General features: G+C 75.3%; 21 protein-coding genes. 8 read left to right on the top strand and 13 right to left on the bottom strand.

Annotation, left to right across the window (positions count from 1 at the left end; all coding sequences use genetic code 11):
* Positions 1-89: 89 nt before the first annotated feature.
* Positions 90-746 carry a GNAT family N-acetyltransferase gene (locus PUR61_RS23515; protein WP_329881353.1) on the top strand — a complete coding sequence of 219 codons (657 nt, stop codon included), beginning with the start codon at positions 90-92 and terminating at the stop codon, positions 744-746.
* 361 nt (positions 747-1,107) lie between these two features.
* On the opposite strand, the gene PUR61_RS23510 is transcribed toward PUR61_RS23515, so the two are convergent.
* Together PUR61_RS23510 and PUR61_RS23505 are read right to left on the bottom strand one after the other, a co-directional pair.
* Positions 1,108-2,505, bottom strand: coding sequence for a carbohydrate-binding protein (locus PUR61_RS23510; RefSeq protein WP_329881352.1), 1,398 nt, complete (start codon positions 2,503-2,505; stop codon positions 1,108-1,110).
* 263 nt (positions 2,506-2,768) lie between these two features.
* Entirely contained in the window at positions 2,769-3,455 is a 687-nt protein-coding gene (locus PUR61_RS23505; protein WP_329881351.1) for a TetR/AcrR family transcriptional regulator, read from the bottom strand.
* A gap of 94 nt (positions 3,456-3,549) precedes the next feature.
* On the opposite strand from PUR61_RS23505, the gene PUR61_RS23500 reads away from it, so the two are divergent.
* From PUR61_RS23500 to PUR61_RS23490, 3 genes are all read left to right on the top strand, one after another.
* The gene (locus tag PUR61_RS23500; protein ID WP_329881350.1) at positions 3,550-4,563 is read left to right on the top strand and encodes a zinc-binding dehydrogenase; all 1,014 of its coding nucleotides are present in this window, start codon (positions 3,550-3,552) and stop codon (positions 4,561-4,563) included.
* 225 nt (positions 4,564-4,788) lie between these two features.
* A complete protein-coding gene (locus PUR61_RS23495; RefSeq protein ID WP_329881349.1) occupies positions 4,789-5,133 on the top strand; it encodes a hypothetical protein in 345 nt (114 codons plus the stop codon).
* 192 nt (positions 5,134-5,325) lie between these two features.
* Positions 5,326-6,516 carry a serine hydrolase domain-containing protein gene (locus PUR61_RS23490; protein WP_329881348.1) on the top strand — a complete coding sequence of 397 codons (1,191 nt, stop codon included), beginning with the start codon at positions 5,326-5,328 and terminating at the stop codon, positions 6,514-6,516.
* Positions 6,517-6,561: 45 nt separating this feature from the next.
* Here the strand turns inward: PUR61_RS23490 and PUR61_RS23485 are convergent, their stop codons facing one another.
* A complete protein-coding gene (locus PUR61_RS23485; RefSeq protein WP_329881347.1) occupies positions 6,562-7,248 on the bottom strand; it encodes a response regulator transcription factor in 687 nt (228 codons plus the stop codon).
* Positions 7,249-7,507: 259 nt separating this feature from the next.
* Here PUR61_RS23485 and PUR61_RS23480 point away from each other — a divergent pair, with 259 nt between their 5' ends.
* Positions 7,508-9,838, top strand: coding sequence for an MMPL family transporter (locus PUR61_RS23480; RefSeq protein ID WP_329881346.1), 2,331 nt, complete (start codon positions 7,508-7,510; stop codon positions 9,836-9,838).
* Positions 9,839-9,883: 45 nt separating this feature from the next.
* On the opposite strand, the gene PUR61_RS23475 is transcribed toward PUR61_RS23480, so the two are convergent.
* Together PUR61_RS23475 and PUR61_RS23470 are read right to left on the bottom strand one after the other, a co-directional pair.
* Positions 9,884-10,489 carry a hypothetical protein gene (locus tag PUR61_RS23475; protein ID WP_329881345.1) on the bottom strand — a complete coding sequence of 202 codons (606 nt, stop codon included), beginning with the start codon at positions 10,487-10,489 and terminating at the stop codon, positions 9,884-9,886.
* A gap of 251 nt (positions 10,490-10,740) precedes the next feature.
* Positions 10,741-13,899, bottom strand: a complete 3,159-nt coding sequence (locus tag PUR61_RS23470; protein ID WP_329881344.1) for an AfsR/SARP family transcriptional regulator — start codon at positions 13,897-13,899, stop codon at positions 10,741-10,743.
* A 175-nt stretch (positions 13,900-14,074) separates the two neighbouring features.
* Here PUR61_RS23470 and PUR61_RS23465 point away from each other — a divergent pair, with 175 nt between their 5' ends.
* Positions 14,075-14,617 (top strand): hypothetical protein, encoded by a 543-nt coding sequence (locus PUR61_RS23465; protein ID WP_329881343.1) that lies wholly within the window; start codon positions 14,075-14,077, stop codon positions 14,615-14,617.
* 80 nt (positions 14,618-14,697) lie between these two features.
* On the opposite strand, the gene PUR61_RS23460 is transcribed toward PUR61_RS23465, so the two are convergent.
* The 4 genes from PUR61_RS23460 to PUR61_RS23445 all read right to left on the bottom strand — a co-directional run bounded on the left by PUR61_RS23460 (position 14,698) and on the right by PUR61_RS23445 (position 17,318).
* Positions 14,698-15,177: an ATP-binding protein gene (locus PUR61_RS23460; RefSeq protein WP_329881342.1), complete on the bottom strand. Its 480-nt coding sequence runs from the start codon at positions 15,175-15,177 to the stop codon at positions 14,698-14,700.
* A 139-nt stretch (positions 15,178-15,316) separates the two neighbouring features.
* The gene (locus PUR61_RS23455) at positions 15,317-15,709 is read right to left on the bottom strand and encodes an STAS domain-containing protein (RefSeq protein ID WP_329881341.1); all 393 of its coding nucleotides are present in this window, start codon (positions 15,707-15,709) and stop codon (positions 15,317-15,319) included.
* A gap of 120 nt (positions 15,710-15,829) precedes the next feature.
* On the bottom strand, positions 15,830-16,765 hold the full coding sequence (locus PUR61_RS23450; RefSeq protein WP_329881340.1) for a SigB/SigF/SigG family RNA polymerase sigma factor: 936 nt from the start codon (positions 16,763-16,765) through the stop codon (positions 15,830-15,832).
* A 208-nt stretch (positions 16,766-16,973) separates the two neighbouring features.
* On the bottom strand, positions 16,974-17,318 hold the full coding sequence (locus PUR61_RS23445) for a WhiB family transcriptional regulator (RefSeq protein WP_329881339.1): 345 nt from the start codon (positions 17,316-17,318) through the stop codon (positions 16,974-16,976).
* A gap of 382 nt (positions 17,319-17,700) precedes the next feature.
* Here PUR61_RS23445 and PUR61_RS23440 point away from each other — a divergent pair, with 382 nt between their 5' ends.
* Positions 17,701-19,074: an MFS transporter gene (locus tag PUR61_RS23440; RefSeq protein WP_329881338.1), complete on the top strand. Its 1,374-nt coding sequence runs from the start codon at positions 17,701-17,703 to the stop codon at positions 19,072-19,074.
* Positions 19,075-19,262: 188 nt separating this feature from the next.
* Here PUR61_RS23440 and PUR61_RS23435 read toward each other — a convergent pair whose 3' ends face one another.
* On the bottom strand, positions 19,263-19,940 hold the full coding sequence (locus PUR61_RS23435; RefSeq protein ID WP_329881337.1) for a polysaccharide deacetylase family protein: 678 nt from the start codon (positions 19,938-19,940) through the stop codon (positions 19,263-19,265).
* A 1,965-nt stretch (positions 19,941-21,905) separates the two neighbouring features.
* The gene (locus tag PUR61_RS23430) at positions 21,906-23,390 is read right to left on the bottom strand and encodes an MFS transporter (protein ID WP_329881336.1); all 1,485 of its coding nucleotides are present in this window, start codon (positions 23,388-23,390) and stop codon (positions 21,906-21,908) included.
* Positions 23,391-23,503: 113 nt separating this feature from the next.
* On the opposite strand from PUR61_RS23430, the gene PUR61_RS23425 reads away from it, so the two are divergent.
* A complete protein-coding gene (locus tag PUR61_RS23425) occupies positions 23,504-23,992 on the top strand; it encodes a MarR family winged helix-turn-helix transcriptional regulator (protein WP_329881335.1) in 489 nt (162 codons plus the stop codon).
* Positions 23,993-24,124: 132 nt separating this feature from the next.
* On the opposite strand, the gene PUR61_RS23420 is transcribed toward PUR61_RS23425, so the two are convergent.
* Complete coding sequence (locus tag PUR61_RS23420) at positions 24,125-24,490, bottom strand: peptidoglycan-binding domain-containing protein (protein ID WP_329881334.1); 366 nt, start codon at positions 24,488-24,490, stop codon at positions 24,125-24,127.
* A 356-nt stretch (positions 24,491-24,846) separates the two neighbouring features.
* A complete protein-coding gene (locus PUR61_RS23415) occupies positions 24,847-25,938 on the bottom strand; it encodes a hypothetical protein (protein ID WP_329881333.1) in 1,092 nt (363 codons plus the stop codon).
* Between the last annotated feature and the right edge of the window lie 234 nt (positions 25,939-26,172).

Here is a 26,172-nt window from a genome sequence, read left to right as displayed (position 1 = left end):
GCGGCGACGCCGGTCCCGGCGAACGCATCGACCGCACCGGGCACGGTCGGGTAAGCTGTACGGGACTATTTTGACCATTACGGGGGTGGATGATGCAGGGACTCACCGTCAACGAACTCGTCCGGATGTGGATCGAGGGCTGGATCGTCTCGCGGGGCGCGAGCGACCCCGTGGACGAGCCGTGGGGGTGGACCGTCGACGTCGGACAGAGGGCCCAGGTGTCGCGGCACGTCCTGCCCGAGCCCACCGAGGCCGACGTCCGGAAGATCGTGGCCGGTACCAGCGCGCCGGGGACGTGGCTGAAGCTCTTCGCGGACGACGACACCGTCCGTCCCTGGCTCGGCCCCGGCTGGCAGTTCGACGTGCCGGGCTTCCTGATGACCGTGCCGCTCGCCGCCGAGCGTCCGACGGTGCCGGCCGGCTACACCCTCACCTCGTGGAGCCGGGGCGGCGTGGTCCGGGTGCTGGTCCGCACCGCCGACGGCCACTTCGCCGCGCGCGGTCAGATCGCCTGCACCGGCGCCACCGCCGTCGCCGACCAGATCGAGACCGCGCCCGAGCACCGCCGGCGCGGTCTGGGCGGCCTGGTGATGCGCACCTTGCAGGACGCCGCCCGCCGGAGCGGGGCCGGCACCGGTCTGCTGGTCGCGACCCCGGACGGCCGCGCGCTCTACGCCTCCCTCGGCTGGACCGCCCGCGCCACCATGGCGAGCCTCTGCTTCGCCCCGGAGGCCGCCGGCCGCTGACGCCCGACTCCTGACACCCTGCCGCTGGGGTGCTGCCGCTGACGCCCGGCCGCTGGGGTCCGAGCGCTGGCCGGCCCGGAGCACGTCGGTGCTCCGGGCCGGACACCCGGCCTCACCCCGGGCGGCGGTTCAGCACTGGGGCCGCCTGCCGTGGTTCGCGGCGTGCTTGCGGCGGGCCTTCTTCTTGCGGCGTCGCTTGGACGACATGGCGCCTCCTCCATGGTTCCGACCCCCGACCAACGTCTCACATCACCGGCCCGCCGTCGCGCCGTGCCGGAGGCGGCCCGGGGTGCACCGCACGTGCGCCGTGGTCCGCCACGCGGCGGACCACGGCGCACGCGGGAGTCGGTGCGGTGCGGGATCAGGCGCTCTGCCAGAGCGCGGGGGTGTTGGGCGGCTCCCAGCCGGGCTGGGCCTGGTGGCCCTGGAGGCAGCGGTAGGTGCCGCCGCCGTAGGTGACGGTGGCGCCGGCCTGGTAGACGGTGCCCGCCGCCCAGGTGCCGCCGGGGGTGCCGGGACCGGGGCCCGGACCGGGGCCGGGGCCCGGTCCCTGGGAGTCGGTCTTCAGGGTGAGTCCGTAGCCCTGGAGGATGGGGTTGACGGGCTGGAAGTAGGTGGTGCCGCCCTGCGAGCAGTTGCCGGAGCCGCCGGAGGTGACGCCCTGAGCCTGGCTGCCGGAGATGAACGAGCCGCCGGAGTCCCCGGGTTCGGCGCACACGCTGGTGCGGGTGACCCCGGAGATGGTCCCCTCGGCGTAGGTGACGCTGGTGTTGTGCTGCTGGATGGTCCCGCAGTGCCAGCCGGTGGTGGAGCCGGACCGGCAGACGGAGGAGCCGACGGGCTGCAGCACCGAGCCGGTCACCTGGACGTTCCCGCCGGGACCGCTCACGTACGGGGTGGCGGTCCAGCTGCTGTTGGTGGCGACCCACGCCATGTCGTTGCCGGGGAAGACCGAGGCCTGGAAGCTGCCCTGGGAGGCCCGGTTGGATCCGGTGGTGGAGGAGCCGGCACGCCCGCAGTGGCCGGCGGTGGCGAAGCCCTGGGTGGTTCCGCGGGTGATCGCGAAGCCCACGGAGCAGCGGCTGCTGCCGCCGATGTAGTAGGCGTCACCGCCGCGGATGTCGTAGAGCGGCCGGGGTGTCTCGGTGACCGTCTCCACCCGGACCAGTGCCCGGTCCACGCCGGCCGCCGTGACCAGCCGCTCGGCGGCGCGCGTGTCGGTGGCCTGGAGCACGACGGCGTTGGTGCGCACGTCGACGAACCGTACCGGCGCCGCGACCGCGGTGGTGTGTCCGGCGGCGCGGTCGAGTGCGGCGAGGGTCCGTTCCAGCGTGCCGAGCGGGTGGGTGACGAGGGCGGGGCTGGCGCCGGCCGCCCGGATCGTCTCGGCGTCGGCGGGCCGCGTGGTGGCGACGGTCAGGGTGGCGGCGTCGGGGCCGTCGACCCATGAGCCGGCCCAGGTGCCGCCCAGGCCCTGGGCCAGGGCCGCGGCCCTGGCGCCCGCCCGGGCCTCGTTGGCCAGCCGGGTCCTGGCCCGGTCGGGGGTGAGGCCGAGGTCGCGCTGCAGCGCGGCCAGCACCTCGGGCGGCGCCGCGGACACGCCGAGCGTGTCCGGTGCGGAGGCCGCCGCCGCCCGGGCGGTGTCGGCGGGGCCGCCCGCCGGGGGTGCGGCGGCGCCGGCGCTGGTCTGCAGCGCCGTCAACGTCAGGACGGCGGCGGCCAGGACGGCACACGCCGCCCGGACAGGTCGTCTGAGCATGGGGGATCTCCTGCGGTCACGGTGTGGGGGTTGCCGCAAACCGTAGGAGCACCCGCCGATCGGCGGGAGATGCCGTTGGGGACCGACGGCCGGCGCTATACCCCGCTGCCGTCACCGGCGGGGTGCGAAGCCCGACTCCGTTGTACAGAAGACCTTTTCATGGACAGATTCGTCAACTCCGAAGCGCCGGAGCGCCGGAGCGCCGCAGTGCCGAGGATCCGGAGCGCCTCGGCCGCCGGTCGGTCGCGAGGAGGGGCGGGCCGTCAGGGCGCGGTGAGGGCGAGGCGGATCCACCGCTCGGCCTCCGTGCCCGCGAGGTCCACCGCGAAGGACTCGGGAGCGGCGGCGGCCTGCACGATCAGCCCTTTGAGCAGGCCGACCAGCGCCACCGCGTAGGCGTCCGGGTCCACGCCGGCCCGGACCTGCCCGTCGGCCGCGCCCTGGCGGACCACGCCGGCCACCCAGCCGCGCATCCGGTCGTCCAACCGTGCGACGGCGTCGGTGAGTTCGGAGGATCCGGCGAGGGCCTCGGCGCCCAGGACGACGAACGCCCGCCCCAGGTCGGTCGGCCGTCGCACCCCGTCCAGGCAGGCTCGGGCGAACCGGCAGAGCTCCTCGACGGGGTCGGAGCCGCTGCGCTCGGGTGCCGCGGCCGCCATCGCCTCGGAGAGTGCCTCCTCCTGGAGCCGGGTCAGCAGTGCGGCCCTGGAGCCGAAGTAGTGGGTGGCGAGGCCGCGGCTGAAACCGGCCTCCTCGCCGACCCGGGCGAGGGTCACCCCGGCGCTGCCGTGTTCGGCGACCAGCCGGGCGGCGGCGGCGAGCAGTGCGGCCTCGGCCCGGGCGCGGCGCTCGGCCTGGGTCCGACGGGGCGGCTCGCCGGATCCGCCGGACGAGGGCCGGGAGGGGCGGGGCGGCCGGGCGGACGGGTCCGGGGCTTCGTGCGTAGGCATACCACCATGGTAGAGTGCAACTTGCTTGTCGAACAACAAGTAAGTTCGGAGCGGCGCGCCCACCGACCGCCGCCCCCTGTGGAAGGGAACCGGAATGACCGCCACGATGCTCGCCGGCCGGCTCGACGTCGCGAAGGGAGCCTTCGCCGTCCAGGAGGTGCCCGTGCCCTCGCCCGGCCCGGGCGAGGTCCTGATCAAGGTCGAGGCCGCCGGTGTCTGCCTGTCCGACGTCCACCTGATCCAGGGCATGCTCAAGCCGCTCTTCCTCCAGGGCGACACCGTCACCCTCGGTCACGAGGTCGCCGGTACCGTGCACACCCTCGGCGCGGGCGTCACCACCGCCGCGGTCGGCGACCGCGTGCTGCTCCAGGCCGGCGAGACCCGCGACGGCGTCGTCTACACCCGCGGCGTGGACTACGACGGCGGCTGGGCCGAGTTCGCGCTCGCCACCGCCACCACCCTGGTGCCCATCCCCGACGACCTGCCCTTCGAGCAGGCATGCTTCGTCCCGGACGCGGTCTCCACCCCGTGGGCGGCCATCACGTCCACCGGCGCGGTCCGCCCGGCCGAGGCCGTCGGCGTCTGGGGCGTGGGCGGCCTCGGTGCCCACGGCGTCCAGCTGCTCCGCGCCGTCGGCGCCTACCCGATCGTGGCCGTCGACCCGCTGCCCGCAGCCCGCGAACGCGCACTGGCCTTCGGCGCGGACGCCGCCCTCGACCCCGCCGACCCCGCGTTCGCCGACCGCCTGCGTGCCGCCACCCGGGGCCGCCCGCTGGCCGCCGCGTTCGACTTCGCCGGCGTCGCGCCGGTGCGCGAGCAGGCGATGGCCTCGCTCGGGGAGCACGGCCGCCTGGTGCTGGTCGGTCTGACCGACAAGCCGCTGACCGTCACCAACGGCACCCTCGTCAGCTACCTGCGCCAGCAGATCCGCGGCCACTACGGCTCCGGACCGCAGGACGTCATCGACCTCGTCGACCTGGTGCGCGGCGGCCGGCTGGAGTTCTCCCGGTCCGTCAGCGGCACCTTCTCGCTGGCCGACGCCGCCCACGCGGTGGAGGCGCTGGAGCAGAAGAAGGGCGACCCGATCCGGCTGATCCTCAAGCCCTGACCTCCTGGCCCGGACCTCCTGGCCCGGACCTCTCGGCCCGGACCGGACCGGCCGTGACCGGGGCCGGGCCGGGCCGCCCGTAGGGCTCGCACCGCCGGCGGCCTCCTCCGGCCCCGCCGGACGTTCGCGGGCCGTACCCGGGAGGTTCGCCGAAGCGGTGTGCCGCCGGCCTGACCCGCGTAGGCTCTCGACCGATCCGCAGCGGACCGAAGGGGAGCGTGTCGCATGCTCGGCTGGTTCATCATCGTGTCGGCGCCGGGCCCGCAGGCCGACGAGGCCGTGGACGGCGCGGGCAGTCCCGTGGTCCTCGCCACATGGGAGACCGGGCTCTTCGGGGCGGACTGGATCATGAAGCTCGCCGCGAGCGGGAAGGCCGAGCAGCTGTCCTTCGACGGCTACCCCAACCGCTTCACCGTCCGCGCGGGCGAGGTACTGCCGCTGTTCGACGGCGACGCGATCCCCGGCGCCCGGCCCGACATCCCGGTGTGGAGCCACGAGCTGCACCCCGACCTGATCGCCGCCTGCCCGGCCGATCGGACGCTGACCGTCGACGTCTGGGACCAGTCGTAGGCGCGCACGGCAGGCCGCGCACGGCGGCCCGGCCCGGCCTGTCCCCGGGAGCACGGTCCCAAGCGGTGGCCCCTCCCGGAGCACGCTCCTGCCTCGGCTCTCCTTCCGGACGCGGACGAACCGCCCTGCTCCCGCATGGTCCTCTGGAAGACGCCGGGAGCTCCCGGCGCCGTCCAGCAGGGGAGTCGCTTCATGACCGAACACGCAACGCGCCGGACCGGGACGGGCCGTCGCCGAGCCGCGGTGGCCGCCGCACTGGCCGCGGCCGTGGTCGCCGGCCTGACGGCGGCCGGTGCGCCCGCCGCCCTCGCCTCCGAGGCCGCCCCGGCACCCGCCGCTGCCGGGCCCGACTCCGTCCGGCGGAGCCTCGACGCGCTGGTGCGCGACGATGGCCTGCCGGCCGCCCTGGCCGCCGTACGGGGCCGCGACGGCCGGACCCGCACCTACACCGCCGGCGTCGGGGACCTCGCGACCGGCGCCGCCGTGCCCGTCGGCGGGCAGGTCCGGATCGGCAGCAACACCAAGGCGTTCACCGCCGTCGCCGTGCTGCAGCTGGTCGCCGAGGGGAAGGTCCGCCTGGACGCCCCGGTCGACACCTACCTGCCGGGCCTGCTGCGCGGTGACGGGTTCGACGGACGGACCGTCACCGTCCGGCAGCTGCTCCAGCACACCAGTGGCCTGCCCGAGTACCTGGAGGACCCGGCGCTGGCCGACCTCACCGCGGTGCGGTACCGCTACTTCGAGCCCCGCGAACTGATCGACATGGCACTGGCCCGCAAGGCCCGCTTCCCGGCGGGCACGAAGTGGGAGTACAACAACACCAACTACCTGGTGGCCGGCCTGATCGTCCAGAAGGTCACCGGCCGGCCCGTCGGTGAGGAGATCACCCGGCGGGTGATCGACCGGATCGGGCTGCGCCACACCTACTTCCCCGCCCCAGGGGACCTCGCCATCCACGAGCGCCACCCCAAGGGCTACGTCCGGAGCGAACCGGGCGGGCCGCTGCGGGAGTTCACCGACATGGACTCGTCGGTGGCCTGGGCGGCGGGCGCGGTCGTCTCGACCGACACCGACCTCAACCGCTTCTACACGGCCCTGCTCGACGGGCGGCTGCTGCCGCCGGCGCAGCTCGCCGAGATGCGCACCACCGTGCCGGCCGAGGAGCTGGGCGCCGGCATCCGCTACGGGCTGGGCCTGCAGAGCAGGCCGCTCTCGTGCGGCGGCGTGTACTGGGGCCACGGCGGCACCACCCAGGCGTTCCGGTCGCGGGGCGGCGTCACCGAGGACGGGCGCGCCGTCAACATCACCGTGACCGCCGTCCCGGACAACGAGGCGACGGTGCGGCACATGGCGGACGCCGTGGACGCGGCCTTCTGCCGCTGACCCCCGGCGGGGTGGGGGCGGGCCGGTCACCGGCCCGCCCCCGGGTCAGCCCGCCGGCCGGGCCTCGACCAGGCCGGACTCGTAGGCCGCGATCACCGCCTGGGCGCGGTCGCGGACGCTGAGCTTGCCGAAGATGCTGGTGATGTAGTTCTTGACCGTGGAGACGCTGATCTCCATCGCCCCCGCGATCTCCGTGTTGTCGAGCCCGGTGGCCAGCAGGCGCCACACCTCGACCTCGCGCGGCGTCAGCTCGCCCAGGCCGGTGGCCGGTGCCGCCGGCTGCGGCGGCCGGGCCGAGGTGACGTAGGAGGAGATCAGACGGGTGAGCAGGCGTGGGGCCACCGCCGCCTCGCCCGTGTGGACGGTACGGACCGCCGAGAGCAGTTCCTCCGGGGAGATGTCCTTGGGCAGGAACCCGCAGGCCCCCGCGCGCAGGGCGGCGACCACGTACTCGTCCATGTCGAAGGTGCTCAGCGCGAGCACCCGGCACTCGGGCAGCTCGCGGGACAGCCGCTCGGTCGCCGCGACGCCGTCGAGGACCGGCATCCGGATGTCCATCACCACGACGTGCGGCCGGTGCCGGTGCGCGAGGGCGACCGCCTGCTCGCCGTTCTCCGCCTCGGCGACCACGTCGAACCCCGGGTCGGGGGACAGGATCAGGGCCAGTCCGCGACGTACCAGTGGCTGGTCGTCCGCGATCAGCACCTTGATCGGCTCCGGTGGTGCCGTCATCCGAGCAGTTCCTCTCCCTCGACCGGCGCGTCCGGTCCGCCCCGCCCTGCGGCGGGGACGTGACACGTTCCCGCATTCCGGTCAGACCGTACCCGCTCCGGTCCGGGCCCCGTGACCACGGGTACCGGTGAGGTGTCGTCAGGGTGCCGGTCCCGGTCTCCCGCGCCCTCCCCGACCGGGACCACGGTCCCGGTCGGGGAGGGCGCGGGAGACCGCGGTCCCGGTGGCGTTCTCGTCCTGGGCTCGGAGGAAACGGCGGATGCGGGCTGATGAGCTTGAGATCTGCCGGGAGACCCCGGCAGTCGCACCACAGCCGGAGGACATCGTGATCCGCGCCCTGACCGGATTCTCCACCAGGAATCCGTGGAAGGTCATCGCCGTCTGGGCGGTCCTGGGAATGCTCCTGACCGTTCTCAGCCAGGCCCTGATCTTCCGGGTGACCCAGACCCAGACGGCCGACTTCCTGCCCAGGAGCTACGACTCGGCCGCCGCCACGACGATCGCCCAGGAACACTTCGGGGCCAAGGCCGACGCCAACCCGGTCACCGTCCTGGTCGCGCGGGCCGACGGCGCGGCGCTCACCGACGCGGACCGGCAGCGCGTCGCCGGGGTGGCCGAGAAGCTCGGCCGGTCGAAGGTCACGATGCCCGTGACCGACGACGCCCCGGCCCTGCTGCGGAAGGACTACTCGCAGGTCCCCCAGGTCGCCCCGGCCATGGTCGCGCCGGACCGGACCTTCGAGCTGCTCACCGCCAGCCTCACCGGGAACTCGGCGGACCCGGGACTGCACGGCACCTACCGGGCGTTCCGGGACGGCGCCCGGGCCCAGTTCGCCGACGCCGGCCTGCGGACCGGCTTCACCGGCGCCCTGGCCGAGCAGATCGACTCCGCCGACGACAGCGAGACGCTCGGCAAGATCGCCTCGATCGGCTCGGTCGTGCTGATCATGCTGCTCAACGTGCTGGTGTTCCGCAGCGTCATGGCGGCCCTCGTGCCGCTGGTCTCGGTGGCCCTGATCGGCGGGGTGGCGAGCGGCGCGGTCGTCGGCACCGCGCTGCTGGCCGACATCAAGCTCGACCCCTCCGTGCCGAGCCTGATCGCGGTGGTGCTGCTCGGGATCGGGATCGACTACTTCCTCTTCCTGATGTTCCGCTTCCGCGAGGAGTTGCGAGCCCGCCCGGACCGCCACCACCGCGCCGTCGCGGCCGAGGTCGGCGCCCGGGTCGGCACCGCGATCACGTCGGCCGCGCTGACCATCGTCGCTGCCTTCGCCACCCTCGGGATCGCGAGCTTCGGGCAGTTCCGGGTGCTCGGCCCGGCCGTCGCCGTCTCGGTCCTGGTCATGCTGCTGGCCGGCCTCACCCTGATGCCGGCCGTGCTGGCGGCCACCGGACGGGCCCTGTTCTGGCCTTCGCGCTCCCTGCGCCGTGAACCCGCCGCGGGCGCGTCCGCCCGGTTCGGGGACCTCGTGGCCCGCCGCCCGCTGACCATGGTCGTCGGCTCGGTCGCCCTGATGGGTGCGCTGGCCGCCGGTCTGATCGGGATCCGGATGGACTACGGCTTCGGCGGCGGCCCGCGGACCGCCGCCCAGACCACCGCCGCCGAGATCTCCCGCGCCCTGCCCGCCGGGGTGTCCGACCCGACCACCGTCCTCGTCGAGGCGCGGGACGGCGGCCCGCTCACCGCCGGCGCGGTCGACGGCCTGGCCAAGGCGCTCGCCCGGGTCGAGGGCGTCGGCCAGGCGGGCACGCCGGTACTGAGCGAGAGCCGCCGGGCCGTCCGGATCGACCTCTTCCTGACCGCCGACCCGCAGTCCGGCGCGGCGCGCGACCTCGTCTCCGGACCGGTCCGCGCGGCGGTCGCGGCGAACACCCCGAACGGGCTGGCGGCGCACGTCGGCGGCACCCCGGCGGTCTTCGCCGACGTCTCGACCGCCGTCGACCACGACCTCCGGCTGGTCTTCCCGGTCGCCGCCGGTCTGATCGGGCTGATCCTGCTCGTCCTGCTGCGCAGCCTGCTCGCGCCGGTCGTCCTGCTGCTCTCCGTCGGCCTCGGCTTCGCGGCCACCCTCGGTGCGTCCGCGCTGGTGTTCCAGCACGCGCTGGACAAGCCGGGCGTCAACTTCACCCTCCCGCTGGTGCTGTTCCTCTTCGTCGTCGCGCTGGGCACCGACTACAACATCCTGATCAGCGACCGGATCCGGGAGGAGATGGAGCGCCCCGGGCCCGCCCGGGCCGCGGTCGCCAGGGCCGTCCGGCACACCACGCCGGCCATCGCGACGGCGGGCCTGGTACTGGCCGGGTCGTTCGCCGGCCTGGCGGTCACCCCGCAGCCGTCCACCCAGCAGGTCGGCTTCGCGACGGCGCTCGGCATCCTGCTCTCCGCGTTCCTGCTCTCCGTCGTCCTGGTGCCCGCGCTGGCGGTCCTGCTCGGCCGCGGACTCTGGTGGCCGGTGCGCCCCGGCGGCCGACGGGGCCGTCCGCGCCCCGACGCGGAGCGCTCGTGGGAGTCGACGGAGCAGGGACCGGGCGACGACCGGGCCTGGGCACCGGCCGCGGAGCCGTCCTGGACGGCACCGGCCGAGCGCTGACCCGGCCGCCGGGACCGCCCCGGCTCCTGGGTACCGCCCCGGCCGTCAGCGCCGCTCGACGAGTCCGAGCAACCAGAAGTTGGCGTACTCGCCGGCACTGGTGACGGCCGGGTCGGCGGGCCGCCCGTTGCGGCCGAGGCGGACGGTGACCCGGTCGAGCGAGACGGACGCGCCGCAGGTGAATCCCTGCGGCGCGTACGTCTCGTCGGGCCCGCAGAGCACGGACACCACCCGGCGGGCGGGTGGGAAGCGCAGCACGATCTGCTCGTGGTCGGCGGAGACGACCTGGAGGCCGAGCGCCAGGTGCGCCCCGCCGACCAGGTACCAGCCGCTGCCGGGCCGGTCCTGCCGCAGGACCCCGGCGAGCACCCGCAGGCGTCCGCCACCGGTCCCGGCCGGTCCACCGGGCCGGCCGAAGCCGCCGAGGGCGTCGGCCCCCGCGGTTCCGGCGGTTCCGGCGAAGTCGCCGAGGCCGCCCAGGTCGTCGAAGTCGTCGAACCCGCCGCGCCCGCCGAAGTCCCCGGACCACGACGGCGCCCGCTGCCCGGCCGCCGCACCCGCCCCGTCGTCGACCGGCGGCCCGGCCGGTCCGACCGCCGCGATCGCCAGCACCGCCGCCGACACCACGGCCGCCATCGCGGTGCGCCGCATCGTCCCCTCCTCGCCCTCGGCCGGTCGCCCGGGCCCGCCGGAGCCCCTCGACCGCCGGCACGCCCGCAGCCCCTGGGGGCGACGGCCCACCGTGCCGGCCCCGGCCGGACTCTCCGCCATCCGAGCACGCCCGGCCCCCCGCACCGCCCCCGCCCTGCCGTGCCGGTGTCCCGACCACCCGCCCGGGCGACAACCGGCCCCGGGCCGGCCGGGCCGCGTGCTCGGTGCGGCGGACGGCGCGGCCCGGACGGTCAGCCCGTGCGCCGCAGGCCGGCCGACGTGCCGTGGTCGGCCCGCTCGCCGCGGCCCGCCCGTTCCCCCAGATCGGCCAGTGCCGCCAGCACCTCGGCGCGCAGCCGCGGGTTTCCGGTGCTGCCGTCGATCACGGCCAGCGCCTGGTGGAGACGCTCGGCGGCCTGTTCGGGCCGGTCCAGACGGCGGTGGTGGTCGCCCAGGTGGAACAGGGTGATGCTCTCCAGGACGGGGTTCCCGGTCGAGCGGTGGCGGTCGAGCGCCCGGTGCAGGTACTCGTCCGCCTCCCCGGTGCGGCCGGCCCGCATCGCGCTCACGCCGACGTTGGTCTCGCAGGCCCCGATCGCCCAGTCGTCCCGGCGGTCCGCCGGCTGCGCCCGCAGCAGGGCGAGCGCTCCCTGGAGGTACACGCGGGCCTGCCCGTAGGCGCCGGTGTGGAGGCTGTGGTCGCCGAGGTTGCCGATGACGAGGGCTTCACCGACCCGGTCGCCGACGGAGGCGAGGAGGGCGCGGGCCCGGCGGAGCTCGGTGAGGGAGTCGTCGTGGCGGCCGAGCGCGGTGAGGGCGGTGGCGAGGTCGTTCCTGGTGCGGCCCTCGCCGTGGGGGTCACCGGCGCGGTGGGCGGCGGCGACGGCGAGGCGGGCCGCTTCCTCCCAGTCGTCGAGGTGGGGGCTGAGGAAGTAGTAGCCCCACAGGGCGGCCGGTAGCCGCCAGGCCACGTCGTCGAGGCCGTGCCGGGCGGCGGTGCGGACGGTGTCGAGCAGGTGGGTGTGTTCGCTCTCGCACCACTGCCGGGCCTGGGTGGCGGTGGTGAAGGCCGGGGACTCGTACCAGGCGCCGGGGGTGGTGAGGGGGAGCCGGCGGCGGTGCGGGGTGAGGAGGCGGGCGGCGGCGTCGGCGTGGTGGAGGTACCAGGTACAGAGGCGTTCGCGGGCGGCGGTGCGGGCGGCGGGGCCGGTTTCGGCGGTGGCGCGTTCGGTGGCGTAGAGGCGGAGCAGGTCGTGCATGCGGTAGTGGTCGGGGTTCTCGTGGGTGAGGAGGTGGGCGGTGGCGAGCTGGTCGAGGAGCGGGCGGACGGCGTGGATGGGGTGTCCGTGCAGCGCGGCGGCCGCGGCGGTGCTGAAGGTGGGGGTGGGGGCGAGGGCGAGGTGCCGGAAGAGGGTGCGGGCGGGGGTGGGCAGGGCGTGGTACGAGAGGCCGAGCGCGGTGCGGACGGCGGAGGTGGTGTCGCCGTCGATCTGGAGCGCGGTGAGGCGGTTCTCGGTGTCGCGCAGTTCCGTGACGTGGTCGGTGAGGGTGCGGTGGGGGCGTTCGGCGAGGCGGGCGGCGGTGATCGCGAGGGCGAGGGGGAGGTGGCCGCAGGCGGTGGCGAGTTCGGTCGCGGCCGCGGGTTCGGTGCGGGTGCGGTCGTCGCCGATGACGCGGTGCAGGAGGGCGAGGGCGTCGGGGGCGGGCATCAGGCCGAGGGCGAGGGGCCGGGCGCCGTCGCGGGCGGTGAGGCCGGCGAGGCGGGTGCGGCTGGTGACCAGGGTCAGGCACTGGGGGGCGCCGGGGAGCAGGGGGCGGACCTGTTCGGCGCTGTGGGCGTTGTCGAGGACGACGAGGATCCGCTGGTCGGCGAGGAGGGTGCGGTAGAGGGCGGCGGCCTCCTCGGGGGCGGTGGGGACGTGCTCGCCGGAGGTGCCGAGGGCGCGCAGGAAGCGGGCCAGGACGGCGTGGGGTGAGAGCGGCGGGCCCGGGGAGAAGCCGTGCAGGTCGGCGTAGAGCTGGCCGTCGGGGAACTGGTCGCGCATCCGGTGGGCCCAGTGGACGACGAGGGTGCTCTTGCCGACGCCGGCGCTGCCGGAGACCGCACAGATCGGGGCCGCCCTCGCCCTGCGGGCCGGGCCCGGCCCGGCGTTCGCCCGGCGTGCGGTGCCCGCCTGCCCGGCGGGCTCGTCCGGGGCCGGGGGGCGGTCGAGCCCCGCGATCCCGTCCAGCGTCGCCAGCTCCGCCTCACGGCCCGTGAACGTGGCCGACGGCGGTGGCAGTTGGGCCGGCCGCGGCACGGACCCGGCCGGTCTCTCCGGCCCGGCGTGTCCGGGGCCGTCCCGGCCGGTGCCCACCGCCGTGGCGCTGCCGCGTCCCGCCCCGCCCCGCCCCGCACGCTCCGGCTCCGTCCGCTCCTGCCGGGCCGTTGACCGGCCGGGTGCCTCCTGCCCGGTCGCTTCCGGGTGGCGCTCGCGCCCGCCCGTCCCGCGCTCGGCGGGCCGGTGCCCGCTCGTCCGGCTGCCACCCGTCCCGCTGCCACCGGTCGTTCTGCCACCGGTCGTTCTGGCGCCCGTCGTTCTGGCGCCCGCCCCGTCGTCCGTCCGCTCGCCGCGGATCCCTCGGGCCCCGCCGCCGTCCGGGCGCGGCCCGTCCGGACGGCCCGGTCCGGTGGTGAGCAACTCCAGATGAAGCAGCTGGAGTTCGCTGCTCGGATCGAGTCCCAGCTCCTCCGCGAGCCGTCCGGCGAACCGCCGGTGGACCGCGAGGGCGTCGGCAGTGCGGCCGGAGCGGTGCAGGGCCCGCATCAACTGCCCGACGAACCGTTCCCGGAGCGGGTGGTCGGCCACCAGCGCGGTGAGTTCCGGCACTGTGGCCCGGTGCCGGCCCAGGGCGGCCTCCAGGTCGAGACAGTCCTCCCAGGCGGTCAGCCGCAGCTCGTCCAGCGCGACGGAGCCCGCCGCCAGCAGTTGTCCGGGGAGCCCGTCCAGGACGGGGCCGCGCCACAGGGCGAGCGCCTCCCGCAGGCCCGTCGCCGCGGCGGCCGGTTCGCCGTCTGCGGCGGTGGCGCGAGCCCGGGCGATCCGGTCGGCGAAGGTCCGGGCGTCCAGCCGGTGGCCGTCCAGTGAGATCCGGTACCCGTGGCCGTCGGTGAGCAGCACGGCCGGGCCACCGGGGTCGGCCCGGTCGAAGAGCCGGCGGAGCATCCCGGCGAGGTTGCGGACCTGGCGGTCGGCGGTGGCCGGCGGCCGGTCGTCCCAGACGGCGTCGACCAGCCGCGCCACCGGGACGGAGCCGTCGGCGTTCAGCAGCAGGGCCGCGAGCAGCCGCTCCTGCCGGTCGCCCCCCAGCCGGACCCTGCCGGCCGTGCCGGTCCGCACCTCCAGCGGTCCCAGAATCGCGAACTCCATGCGTTCCCCTCCCCAGGGCGCTGCACACCGCTGTCAGGCCGTCGCGTTTGGTGACGGTCTGATGACCAGATCATGCCAGATCGGTGCCGTCGATTGAGAGGGTCGAACCCGCACCGGGCCGATGAAAGGCCGGGGGCGTTCCCACTACTTGCCTGCGATCTCTGGAGACACAGCCATGACCTTCACCAAGCGCCTCGCCGCTGCCGCGGTGGCCCTCACCGCGGCCGTCGTGGTCCCGCTGACCGCCGTTCCGGCCAACGCCGCCCCGGGGCCGGCCACGCACTACGGGATGACCTGGGAGGTCCTCGGGTACGGGCCGGACGACACCGTCCACGTCGGGGGCCCCGGCGGCACGTCGAGCAACGCCTACTACGGCGACACCGCGCCGTCGGTCTCGCTGCCCGTGCTCTGCCTCAACGTGGACGGCAGCCCGGCCCCGGCCGGCATCAGCATCGGCTTCTACGACGGCTGGGCCCAGGGCACCGTGGCGCTCAGCCGCCCGGTGAAGGGCAGCCGCCTCAACAGCCGCGGCGCGGCCGACAGTGTCTGCCAGGCCACGTTCGGTGCCGGGTGGCGCGAGGCCGAGTTCCACGACGGCCACTACGGTCCGGACCTCGCACAGACCGGTGGCTGGACCTTCTGGGCCTACGGTGACATCCCGAACAACACCCGTTTCTGGACCGCGATCAACGACCAGCCCGCCAACCCCTGGAGCTGACCCCAGCCGTGCCGTGGTCCGCGTCCGGCCCCGGACGCGGACCGCGGCACGCCCGGTCCGGGTGGCGCCCCGGCGGCCGGTCAGCCCTGTACGGGCACCAGCCGGTGGCTGTCGATCTCGGCCCAGACCGCCTTGCCGCTCTCGTGCAGCGCGGCGCCCCAGCGGTCGGCCGCCCGCTGGACGATGAACAGGCCGTGCCCGCCGGGCACGCCGGGCCGGTGCGGCAGCCGGAGCTCCGGCAGGGTCGAGGACCCGTCGCTGACCTCGATCCGCAGACGCGCCTCGGTGGCGTCGAGCACCAGCTCCAGCGGGCCCCCGCCGTGCATCATCGCGTTGGCCACCAGCTCGGCGACGAGCAGGACGACGTCGTCGACCACGTCGGGGTCCACGCCGTCCTCGGGCCGTAGCCAGGACCAGTCGGCCAGTGCTTCGCCGGTGAACGCCCGGGAGCGGGCGACCGGTTTGGGAAGCCCGGCCAGCCGAAGCCGCCGGCGCTGCCCGCTCGCCGGGCGGCCGCTCCCGGACCGGCTGCCGTCGAGCGCGCCGCGGCTCGTCGCCATGGGTCGCTCACCCCTTCCTCGCACGGGTGATGAGAGGTCGTCTGATCGGTTGCCCCGGGGCATCGGAGTCATTCCTGCGCCTGGGGGTGGATGCCGGGCCACTGGGGCCCGGCGGGCACGGAGGGTGCCCGGCCGCGCCTCACGAGGCAAGCGCGGCGGGCACGGTCTCGTGGATGGAGAAGACCGCTTCGGCTCCGGTGATCTCCAGGAGCCGGGCGACCTGCGGGGACGGCGCGGCGAGCCGGAACTCGACGTCCGCGTTGCCGGCGGCGAGCCGCGCCCTCAGCAGCAGGTTGAGCCCCGAGGAGTCGCAGAAGCCGACCTCGCGCAGGTCCACGACCATCCGCCGGGGGCGCTGGGCCACCAGCTCGGTGAGGGCCTGCTCGGCCGGGGCGAGGCTGTCGATGTCGAGGTCGCCGCTCAGTGCGCAGACGGCCGACTCCGTGCCGGCGAGGCGAACCTCTACGCCCGGTGCGGTGGGCACGGTGGCCGCCGGGGCGGCCACCGGATACTGGTCGTCCTGGGCTGGCATGGTACGTGCCCTTCTCTCCGGATGCTCTCGGTGACCTTACGCCGATGAGAGGCCGTACAGCCAGGGGCGCAGGGGGATGCGCGGTCCCGGCCTCGGCGACGGGCGGGGACTCGGGCCGTCTCAGGACTCGTCCAGGCCGTCCCGGAGCCGCTTCAGGATTCGGCTGAGCAGGCGGGAGACGTGCATCTGGGAGACGCCGAGGCGGGCGCCGATCTGGGACTGGGTGAGTTCCTCGGTGAAGCGCATCGAGAGGATCAGCCGGTCGCGTTCGGGCAGTTCGGCGATCAGCGGCTTCAGCGCGACCAGGCTCTCGACCAGTTCCAGCCGGCCGTCCACGCCGCCGAGTCGCCGCAGCGGGGAGTCCGCGGCGTCGGGGTCGGCCGAGGAGTCCAGCGACCCGGCGGAGTGACCGTTGGCTGCGGTGAGCCCCTCGATGATCTCTTCCTGCGTGAGGCCGAGGTCCTCCGCGAGCTCCGCCACCGTCGGCGCGCGGTCGAGGCCCTGGGCGAGCCGTTCCTGGGCCTTGGCCAGCGCCAGCCGCAGCTCCTGGAGCCTGCGCGGGACGTGCACCGCCCAGGTGGTGTCGCGGAAGTGCCGGCGGATCTCACCGAGGATGGTGGGCATCGCGAAGGTGGTGAACTCCACGCCGTGGCTGTGGTCGAAACGGTCGATCGCCTTGATCAGACCGATGGTGCCGACCTGGAGGAGATCCTCCTGCGGCTCGCGGCCGGAGGCGAAGCGGCGCATGGCGTACCGCACGAGCGAGGTGTTGAGCTCGATCAGCGTGCCCCGGACGTACGAGTACTCGGGCGTGCCCTCCTCCAGGTCCCGGAGCCGCAGGAGCAGGTCCCGGGTCAGCTCGCGGGCGTCGGCGGGGGCGACCTCGGACGGGTCCGGTACCTCGGGCAGCACGTACGGCGCCGGCCGTTCGTCCTGGAGCGGCCGGACGGCCGTCGGCGCGGGCAGGGCGGTGACGGGGGAGGCACCCCTTCGTCCGGCCCGGCCGGGGACGGCCGCCGGGGCGGGGGCGAGGAGAGCATCACTGGGCGCAGCCATGTCGGTCCTTTCATCGGTTCCGCGATGACGAGGACGGCTCTACCCGGGACCGGCGGGGTGATGTCCCCCGGTCGCGTGATGATTTTGTGAAGAGGGAGGGGGTGCGCGGGGAGGCTCCCCCGACGCGGCGGCGGTGCCCGGTGTGCCCGGCGTCGCACGGGACGCCGACGGCGCGCGCCGCGGTGCCTGCCCGCGGAAGCGGCGTCCGCTACGCCGCGTCGTGGGAACCGCGCGAGGAGGCCCTGTCGTGGGTGGCCGTTCGGCGGGCGGTCCTGCGGCGGGAGGGCCGGACGAGTTCGGCGCGTTCGGCCTCGGTCAGCCCGCCCCAGATGCCGTAGACCTCCTCGGCCAGCAGGGCGTACTCCAGGCAGGCCCGGCTGACGGGGCAGTGGGCGCAGACGCGTTTGGCCTCCCGGTCGCGGTCCTCGTGGGCCTGACCGCGTTCGCCGTTGGGGTGGAAGAAGAGTCGGCTGTCGGCGTGCCGGCAGGCCGCGCGGGTCTGCCAGCTCCCGTGGTGGTCGAAGACGCCGGGACGGCGGGGTCGGTCGCTCATGGGATCCGTCTGACCCGTCCCGCCGGGAGTAAACCGCCGCTCTCGGGGCCGCCGGACCGCCCGGCCGGGGGAGCCGACGGGGTGTCGAGGGTCACACGGCGCGGCCCGGAGGGCTGCGGACACCCCCGGACGGCCCGTCACGACTGGGCGGGCGCCGTTCCGGCAGGGGCCGAGGGCCCGTCCGATTCGGGACCTCCGTCCTCTCCCGTGCTGACCTTCGCCCCCGCGGCCGGGTCGGAAAGGCGGGCAACTGTGGACGGTCGCCCGGTCGGTTTCCGGGCGAGCGGGCCGTTCCCCCCGGGGGGCGGCCCGCCTATCCGTCGTCTACGCCGGCGTACGGGGTGCGGGAGCACCGCCGTCCGCTCCGGAGGACCCGACTTCCATGTCACGCACCATCGACAACGCCCCGTATACCGCCTTCCACCGCAGGCTCGCCCTCGCCTGCTCCGGCGGACCCCTGCTCGACGGGTACATCCTGAGCATCGTCGGCGTCGCCCTCATCGGCATGCGCCCCGAGCTCGGGCTCTCCGCCACCGACGTCAGCCTGATCGGAGCCGCGGCCCTGATCGGCATGTTCGTCGGCGGCGCGCTCTTCGGCGTGCTGACCGACCGGATCGGCCGGGAGGTGATGTACACCGCCGACCTGCTCGTGATGATCGCCTGCTCGGTCCTGTCCTTCTGGGTCGACGCCGTCTGGGCGATCACCCTGCTGCGCTTCGTGCTCGGCATGGCGGTGGCCGCCGACTACCCGATCGCGACCTCGCTGCTGGCCGAGTGGCTGCCCGCCAAGCAGCGCGGACGGCTGCTCGGCCAGCAGATCGTCGCCTGGTACGCCGGCTCGGTGCTCGCCTACCTGACGGGCTACCTGTTCCTGCGGATCGGGGGGCCGGGCAGCTGGCGGTGGATGCTGGCCAGCTCGGCCGTGCTGTGCGTGGTGTTCCTGGTGATCCGCCGGGGCTCGCCGGAGTCCCCGCGCTGGCTCGCCGCCAACGGGCGGGTCGGCGAGGCGGTCCGTGTCGTCGAGAAGCACCTCGGCGTCCGGGTGGACGGGCGCGAGCTGATGCCCGAGCCGGCCGAGCCCGGCCGTGCCACCGGACTGCGCCTGCTGATGACCCCGCCGTACCGGCGCCGGGCCCTGTTCTGCGGGCTGTTCTTCCTCTGCCAGGTCGCGCCGCTCTTCGCCATGCTCACCTTCGGGCCGCAGATCCTCGCGGCGTTCGGCATGCCGGGCGGGACGGTGCTGGAGACGCTCGGCACCGGCCTGGTGAGCCTGGTGTTCCTGCTGGGTTGCTACCCGGCGCTGCGCCTGATCGACACCTGGGGCCGCCGTCCGGTGATCATCTGGTCGTTCGCCCTGATGATCGTCCCGCTGGCCCTGCTGGGCCTGTGGCCGGCCGCCCCGGCCGTCGTCGCGGTCGTCGCCCTGTGTGCGTACGCCTTCCTGTGCGGCGGGCCCAACGTGCTCGACTGGACCTACCCCAACGAACTCTTCCCGACCGAGATCCGGGCGACCGCCGTCGGCGTCGCGACCTCCGTGAGCCGGATCGGCGCGGCCGTCGGCACCTACCTGCTGCCGCTGTCGCTGACCGGACTCGGCACCGGGCCGACCATGCTGATCGCGGCCGGCGTCACCGCGGTCGGCCTGCTGGTCTGCGTGCTGTGGGCCGAGGAGACCCGGGGGGCGGGCCTGGGCGCGGCCTCGGCGTCGGAGACCCGGGCCGTCCGGGCGCAGCGCGCCCCGCAGCCGGTGCGCTGACGCCGCCGGCACCGCTGAGGCCGTCGGGGCCGCAGACACCGCCGGGACCCGGCGGCCGGTGCGCCGGAACGGACCGCCGGTCACCGGGACCGGGCCACCGCCACGCGCGGTGGCCCGGTGCGGCCGGGCAGGACGGGCGGCGGCCCTGCCCGGCCGCACCGGCGGCCCGGCCGCCGTCCGGCGGGGGGTCAGCGGCAGTTCAGGAGGCCGAAGCTGTAACCCCGTGCCTTCAGGGTGCGCAGGATGCCGGGCAGCGCCGCGACGGTCTGGGCGCGGTTGCCGCCACCGTCGTGCAGCAGCACGACCGATCCCGGGCCGACCCCGGCGAGCACCCGCCGCTCGATCGCCGCCCGGCCCGGCAGTGCCCAGTCCTGCGGGTCGACGCTCCACAGGCTCACCGTCTTGCCCAGCCCGGCCGCCCTGGACCGGACGGTCGCGTTCACCCCGCCGTAGGGCGGGCGCAGGCAGCCCGGCGTCGAGCCGGTCTGCGCGCGGATCCGGGCGTCGGTGGCGGTCACCTGGTCCCGGAACGCGGACTTGGAGAGCGACCTGAGATCGGGGTGCGACCAGCTGTGGTTCTGGACGCTGTGCCCCTGCGACGCCACCCGCCGCGTCAACTCCGGGTAGCGGGCGACGTTCTGGCCGATCTCGAAGAAGGTCGCGCGCGCTCCGTACTGGGCCAGGACGGAGAGGACCTGCGGTGTGTACGGACCCGGTCCGTCGTCGAAGGTGAGGTAGACGACCCGGCCGGCGGCGTGCGCCGAGGTCGCGGGCAGGGCGATCACGGCCGTGGCGGCCGCGACCAGGGTGCTGAGCAGGAGACGGGCGGTACGGCCTGGCCGGCCCGCCCCGCGAGGCGAAGACATCCGTCCTCCCAACGGCTGTGCGGCGCAGGCCGTCCTTCCCGGTCGCGCCCGCATCCCGCCACGGTAGCCCCGGCGACCGCCCCGGCGACCCGCCAAAACCGGCCGCGAACGGTGCGCACGTGGCCTGCCGACGTCACCGCGTCCCACCCCCCGGCCCCGGCTCCGGAATCCAGGCCCCGGAAGGTTCGGCCGCGTCCGAATCGCGATGTCGGCGTGGCGTTGTCGTGTCCCGGGCGCGGAACACTCGGGCGCATGGGGACATCGGGGGAGCGGGACGCCGTGCGCGCCGTCGCGCGCTGGGCGGGGCATCCGGGGACACTGGGCGCCGTTCTGGTGCTGGTCGTCAACGACCATGTGGGCAAACGGATCTGGCCGGACACCCTGCTCACCGGCAAGGCCAGCGACCTCGCCTGGATGCTCGCCGCGCCCCCGGTCACGGCCCTGCTCGTGACCCTGGTGCTGACCCCGCTCGCGGCCCTGCTGCCGGTGCGCGCACCGCTGCGCCTGTGCGGCGACCGGCCCGCGGTGATCGGCCTGCTGGTCACGGCGGTGAGCTTCGGCTTCGCCAAGTCCGGCCCACCGGGCGGTGAGATCGCCTCCGGCATCTGGTCGTGGAGCGGGCTGCCGAGCCGGATCGAGGGGGACCCGGCCGACCTGGCCGCGCTGCCGCTGCTCGGGCTGAGCTGGTGGCTGTGGACCCGGGCGCGTGCGCCCCGGCGCCGCCGGCCGTGGTCGGCGGTGGTGGGTGTGCCGCTGGCCGTGGCTGCGATGGTGGCCACCTCGCCGACGCAGGACCGGACCCCGTTCCTCTGGGACGATCGGGGCCGGCCGGTGCTGGAGGTCGGGAGCGACCTCTGGACGACCGGCGACGGCGGCTCCACCTGGACCCTGCTGAAGGGGGAGCCCACCGCCCGGCCCGGCGATCGGGCCCGGCGCCCGGACACCGGCTCCTGCCTGCCCGGCGACCCCCTGCACTGCTTCCGGCTGCTCGACTCCACCTCGCCGATCGAGGTCAGCACCGATGGGGGTCGCCACTGGGGGCTCGCCAACGACCCCGGCCCGTCGGTGCGGAGGAGTCTCCCACCTCCGCGGCCGTCCGTCCTGGTTCAGGCCCTGCCCGGGCTGCCCGCGGCCGCGACGCCGCGGGGGCCGCTCCCGTCGGAGTCGTCGGAGTCGCTGATGCCGGAGGTGCCGGTGCCGGATCCGCCCACCGCGGACCCGCCGATGCCGGAACAGACCGTCGACGTCGACCCGACCGGCGCACAGCCGCCGGTGCGGCCGACGGCCAGGGCCGACTATCCCGCCCAGATCGTGGTCGTCACCGTGCACGGTGGCTGGGCGGTGCTCGCCAACTACCCCGGGCAGGCGCTGATCCGGGGCGACCAGGACAACAGGTGGGAGTCCCTGGCGTACCCGGTCCGCCCGCCCGTCGTCCACGTCGAAGGACCGCGCTCCTGGGCCCTGGGCATCCCGGTCGCGGTGACCGCCGGATGCGCGGCGGCCCTCGCGGCCCTCGCCGCCCGGCTGCTGAGCGGTACCGCGCGCGGCCGTCGCGCCCACCCGGCGCTCGGGCTGGCGATCCGTCAGGTCGTCTGCCTGTGCTGGCTCTGGCTCGCGGCCTGGCTCTGCGGTGGACGTTTCCTGTGGGCCGTCCCCGGGGTGGCGTTGGCCGCCGTGCTGACGCTGCTCCTCCTCCCGATGCTGGCCGCGCTGTGGCGCGGGCCGCAGCCGCCCCGGCGCACCCTGCTCGCCATGCTGGTCCTCGGCTCGGCGGTGGGCGTCGTCGCGCTGACGCCCTACCTGCGCTGGGCCGACGGGGCGATCGCCACCTGGTCCCGGGCCTCCCGCCTGGCCTTCCTCTGCGCTCTCGCCGGGACGGTCGCCGGCGCGGTCCTGGGCGCCGTCGGCGACCGTGGTCGCCGACGGCGCTCCGGCCAGGGGGGACCGGGCGGGCCGGACCTCCGGTCAGACGTCGGCGGCGACGGGAGCGGGGGAGGCGGGCGCGGCGTGCTGCTCGTCCTCGGGGCGGCCCTTCGCGGGCAGCAGGAAGGTGATGGCGAGGAACGCGGCCAGCAGGCACATCTGGACGACGAGGGCGTTCCGGAAGCCGCCGGTGAAGTCACCCTCCCCGGCGCGGTCGAAGAAGACCGAGCCGAAGACCGCGACGCCGACGGAGCCTCCCACGGACTGCACCGCGGAGAGGACACCGGAGGCGGAGCCGATCTCGTGGTCGTCGACGGCGGCGAGGAGGAAGCTGAACAGGGCGGCGATCACCATGCCCGATCCGATGCCGGCCACGACCACGCCCGGGGCGATGTCCAGGACGGAGAAGGAGTCGGTGCCCCGGCCGTCGAGCTCGAACCAGAGCAGGACCGCGCCGAGGAGCTGGACGAGCGGGCCGATCTGGAGCACCTTGCGCCCGATCCTGTCGGCGAGGAACGCTCCGCTGACCGCGCCGCCGATCGCGGTGCCGAGGGCGAGCGGCAGGTTGCCGACACCGGCCTCCCCGGCGGTGAAGTGCCGGCCGATCTGGAGGTAGAGGGTCAGGACGAGCTGGGTGCCGACGAGCCCGGCGAAGAACAGGGCGATGCCGCCGAGCCCGACGGTGAAGGCGGGCTTGCGCAGGAGGCCGGGGGTCACCAGCGGCTCGCGGCCGGCGGCGGCCGTCCGGCGCTGGTGGAGGGCGAACAGCGCGAAGCCCAGGGCGGACCCGGCCATCGACAGCCAGGTCCAGAGCGGCCAGCCGTCCTCCTGCCCCTGGTTGAGCGGCAGGACCAGCAGGGCGCAGGACGCGACGATCAGCCCGGCGCCGACCAGGTCGACCCGGAGGGTCCGGTCGCCGGGCTTCGTCGGGATGAACCGGGCCGCGACGACCAGGGCGGCGATGCCGATCGGCAGGTTGACGAGGAAGACCGACCGCCAGCCCAGTCCGAAGAGGTCGCTCTCGATGAGCCCGCCGCCCAGGACGGGGCCGATGATGCCGCCCAGGCCGAGGACGGGGCCGAAGATCCCGAAGACCTTGGTGAGCTCCGCGCCGGAGAAGTTCTCCCGCAGCAGGCCCAGGCCCTGGGGGAGGAGCAGCGCTCCGGCGGTGCCCTGGAGCAGGCGGAAGGCGATCAGTGAGCCGATGTTCGGTGCGAGTGCGCAGAGCAGCGAGGTGGCGGTGAAGGCGGCCAGGCCGAGCAGGAACATCCGGCGGCGTCCGTAGCGGTCGCCGAGCCGGCCGCCGAGGACCAGCCCGGCTCCCAGGGTCAGGGCGTAGCCGCCGATCACCCACTGCAGGCCGACGGGGGTCGCACCGAGGGACTCCTCCAGGGCGGGCCCCGCGACGTTGACGATCGAGGCGTCCAGGAGATCCATGATCTCCGCGACGAGCATGACCACGAGGATCAGCCACCGCCACCGGTAGGGCCCGGTTCCCTCGCGGGTGGTGGGGGACGGGTCGAGCATCGCGATACCTCCATGGTGAAGTAATTCCATGATGAAGGTAAAGTGATGGCGGTAGGTTGTCAAAGCGACCGCCGACGCGGACCGTGCGACGGGAGAGGAAGGGTGGCTGGCCGATGGCGGAACCGGCACGCGAGGAGAAGGCGGCGCAGCACGAGCGACTGATGGAGGGCCTGCGGATCTACGGCGGCCACTACGCGGAGCTGAGCCGGCGCTTCGCCGCCTGGCTGGGCCTGCACTCCACCGACGCGACCGCGGTCCTGGAGATCGCCGCGGCCGAGGAGCGGGGCGTCCCGCTCTCGCCGGCCCGCCTGAGCGAGCGCATCTCGCTGTCCACGGGCGCCACCACCGCGCTGCTGAACCGCCTCGAAGCGGCCGGCCACATCACCCGCACCCGGGAACACACCGACCGGCGCGTCGTGACCCTGCGCGGCGGCGACCACATCCAGGACCGGGCCGACGAGTTCTTCGGCCCGCTCGCCCACCGGATGGGCGCCGCCATGGACCGGTACCCGCCGGACCTCCTGGACCGGTTCGAGTCCTTCGTGGCGGACCTGAACGCCACCATGGACGCCCACCTCGCCGAGCCGGGCGGCGACGTCTGACGGCCGCCCGCCCTTCGGCGGACACGGCGGACACGATGGACGCGGCGGCCCGGTGAACGACACGGGCCCGGTGCACCGACCCGGCACACGTGACGGGCCCGGTGCACCGGGCCCGCGACCCGGTGTGCGGGATCAGCCGGGGTAGGGGTCGTAGCAGTCGGGCACGGGGTTGTAGAGGGCGTTCCAGGTGGCCGGGCCGACGATCCCGTCCTTGGCGAGGCCGTGACAGCCCTGGATCCACTTGATCTTGGTGCGGGTCGCGGGGCCGAAGACGCCGTCCACCGCCAGCTTCGGGACGCCGCCCCAGACGTTGGTCAGGCACTGCGCCTGCTTGACGGCGGCGCCGGTCGAGCCCTGGCTGAGCACCGGGCGGTGGCTCGACGAGGTGTAGGCGCAGCCTCCGGGGACGGCGGCGGCTGCGCCCTGGGGCGCGATGAGACCGGCCGTGCCCAGGGCGAGCACGGCGGTGAGGGCGGCGGCGACGGTTCGGCGTTGCACGGGCGGTTCCCCTTCGTCGGCGCGGGCCGCGACGGACCGTCACGGCCATGCGCTCCCACCCTAGGAACCGAGGCTCCGGCCGGGCAGGGCGTGAAAGGACGCGCACGGAGCGTGTCCCGGGCGCGGGACCACCGGACCGCCTGCCCCGCCGTCGACCGCCCCGCCGTCGACCTACCCGCCTCGAACGCCACCCGCCACCGGGTCGGGGCCGGGCGAAGGCCAGGTGGATGACGCCGCTCGGGCCGGCACCCGATCCGGACCGCACCCGCGCTCCGGGCGACTCCGACCTCGGGCCCCGCCTCCCGCCGGGCGCTCCGCGCGGGTACGCCGTGGGCCGCCGCGGTACGGGTGCGGTGTCACTCGTCCTCCTGCTCCGGGCCGCGGGGGCGCAGGTGCAGGCGCCACGGGTCGGTCGGCTCCGACGTCCTCAGGACCAGCAGGCCGGGACGGGGCACCGCGACGGTCCGCATGGCCTCGCCGCTCGCACTCGCGAACGTCGAACCCCTGCTGGTCCAGCCCGGAGGAAGTGGGCACTTGCAGGTGCCGTACCGGTCCGCCCGCCAGCAGCCGCAGACGAACCTCACCTGCCAGGAGGAGGAGTTGACGTGGACGACGAGCTCGGCGGGGGCGTCCGGGCGGACCATGAGGACGGCGTCGCCGGAGCCGTCGCGCTCGCGGAGCAACTCGTCGATCTCGGAGGGCCCGAACAGCCGGACGGACCACTCGCAGTCGCCGCTGCTCTCGACCTTGAGGTGGGTGACGTCCCGCGACACCACCGTGCGCGCGGTGCCGCGCTCGGTCGCGGAGTAGTGGAACAGCAGGTTCGCATGGGTCTCCACCCGGGTCGGGGTGCGCGTCATCGGGGTGATGGTGACGTGCCCGTGCTCGGCGGAGGCCTCGACCAGGGCGATCGTCACGGCCTCGGGTTCGGGCCGCTCGATGGGGAACTCCCGTTCGGTCGGCTTGTCCCACACCCCGGAGTAGTGGTGCCGTTCCCACTCCCGGCGCCGGGGCACCGGGCCCGGCCGGTCCCGCGGTACGGGGACGCGGTCGAGCCGGGGCAGCCCGTCGTCCGTGACCGGGGAGTCCTCGGGGGGCGGTGACTCCGCCGCCGGCTCGCTGCTCCCGGCCCGCGCGGGCCTGGGTTCGGAGGCGGGCGCGGGCGCGGGCTTGGGGGCCTTCGCGGGCGCGGGTTTGGACGCACGTTTGGAGGTGGGCTTGGAGGTCGGCCTGGTCGTCGGGCTCACCGCCTTGCCCGGCGGGGTCCTGCGACCCTTCACCGGCGCGGGCTGCTGCGCCGCGGCGGCCGACTCGGCGGCCGAACGGGCGGCTGCGGCGGCCGACTCGGCGGCCCGCCGGGCAGCGCCGACGGCCTGGTTCCGCAGCACCGCCGCCGCGACCAGACACCCCAGGGCGAACCCCAGGATCCCGACAGTGGCAACCGTCATCGTCCCCTCCAGAGATACCTGCACCCTCGGGGTGAGGTTATGCCCCGCCTGCCGCGACAACCAGTGGTCGTGCGGGAGGAGTCGTGGCGGTGGCCGCCGCCCTCACCGCCGGAGCAGTCCGGTCAGGAGGCTCCACCAACCGCGTCGCTGCCGCGGGACGGGGGCCGACGCGGTGGACGCCGGTGACAGCCCGTCCCCGGCCGGCGAGGGCGGCTGAACGGGCACCCCAGCGTG

Origin of the sequence: Streptomyces sp. BE20, assembly GCF_036322525.1 — a bacterium.
Taxonomy (GTDB): Bacteria; Actinomycetota; Actinomycetes; order Streptomycetales; family Streptomycetaceae; genus Kitasatospora.
Note: the sequence above shows the minus strand (reverse complement) of the source record. Positions and strands in the feature narration are given on the sequence as shown.

Excerpts from the sequence above, each read along its gene's own strand:
- PUR61_RS23515 (WP_329881353.1), top strand. The coding sequence starts at position 90 with ATGATGCAGGGACTCACCGTCAACGAACTCGTCCGGATGTGGATCGAG.
- PUR61_RS23510 (WP_329881352.1), bottom strand. The coding sequence starts at position 2,505 with ATGCTCAGACGACCTGTCCGGGCGGCGTGTGCCGTCCTGGCCGCCGCC.
- PUR61_RS23505 (WP_329881351.1), bottom strand. The coding sequence starts at position 3,455 with ATGCCTACGCACGAAGCCCCGGACCCGTCCGCCCGGCCGCCCCGCCCC.
- PUR61_RS23500 (WP_329881350.1), top strand. The coding sequence starts at position 3,550 with ATGACCGCCACGATGCTCGCCGGCCGGCTCGACGTCGCGAAGGGAGCC.
- PUR61_RS23495 (WP_329881349.1), top strand. The coding sequence starts at position 4,789 with ATGCTCGGCTGGTTCATCATCGTGTCGGCGCCGGGCCCGCAGGCCGAC.
- PUR61_RS23490 (WP_329881348.1), top strand. The coding sequence starts at position 5,326 with ATGACCGAACACGCAACGCGCCGGACCGGGACGGGCCGTCGCCGAGCC.
- PUR61_RS23485 (WP_329881347.1), bottom strand. The coding sequence starts at position 7,248 with ATGACGGCACCACCGGAGCCGATCAAGGTGCTGATCGCGGACGACCAG.
- PUR61_RS23480 (WP_329881346.1), top strand. The coding sequence starts at position 7,508 with ATGCGGGCTGATGAGCTTGAGATCTGCCGGGAGACCCCGGCAGTCGCA.
- PUR61_RS23475 (WP_329881345.1), bottom strand. The coding sequence starts at position 10,489 with ATGCGGCGCACCGCGATGGCGGCCGTGGTGTCGGCGGCGGTGCTGGCG.
- PUR61_RS23470 (WP_329881344.1), bottom strand. The coding sequence starts at position 13,899 with ATGGAGTTCGCGATTCTGGGACCGCTGGAGGTGCGGACCGGCACGGCC.
- PUR61_RS23465 (WP_329881343.1), top strand. The coding sequence starts at position 14,075 with ATGACCTTCACCAAGCGCCTCGCCGCTGCCGCGGTGGCCCTCACCGCG.
- PUR61_RS23460 (WP_329881342.1), bottom strand. The coding sequence starts at position 15,177 with ATGGCGACGAGCCGCGGCGCGCTCGACGGCAGCCGGTCCGGGAGCGGC.
- PUR61_RS23455 (WP_329881341.1), bottom strand. The coding sequence starts at position 15,709 with ATGCCAGCCCAGGACGACCAGTATCCGGTGGCCGCCCCGGCGGCCACC.
- PUR61_RS23450 (WP_329881340.1), bottom strand. The coding sequence starts at position 16,765 with ATGGCTGCGCCCAGTGATGCTCTCCTCGCCCCCGCCCCGGCGGCCGTC.
- PUR61_RS23445 (WP_329881339.1), bottom strand. The coding sequence starts at position 17,318 with ATGAGCGACCGACCCCGCCGTCCCGGCGTCTTCGACCACCACGGGAGC.
- PUR61_RS23440 (WP_329881338.1), top strand. The coding sequence starts at position 17,701 with ATGTCACGCACCATCGACAACGCCCCGTATACCGCCTTCCACCGCAGG.
- PUR61_RS23435 (WP_329881337.1), bottom strand. The coding sequence starts at position 19,940 with ATGTCTTCGCCTCGCGGGGCGGGCCGGCCAGGCCGTACCGCCCGTCTC.
- PUR61_RS23430 (WP_329881336.1), bottom strand. The coding sequence starts at position 23,390 with ATGCTCGACCCGTCCCCCACCACCCGCGAGGGAACCGGGCCCTACCGG.
- PUR61_RS23425 (WP_329881335.1), top strand. The coding sequence starts at position 23,504 with ATGGCGGAACCGGCACGCGAGGAGAAGGCGGCGCAGCACGAGCGACTG.
- PUR61_RS23415 (WP_329881333.1), bottom strand. The coding sequence starts at position 25,938 with ATGACGGTTGCCACTGTCGGGATCCTGGGGTTCGCCCTGGGGTGTCTG.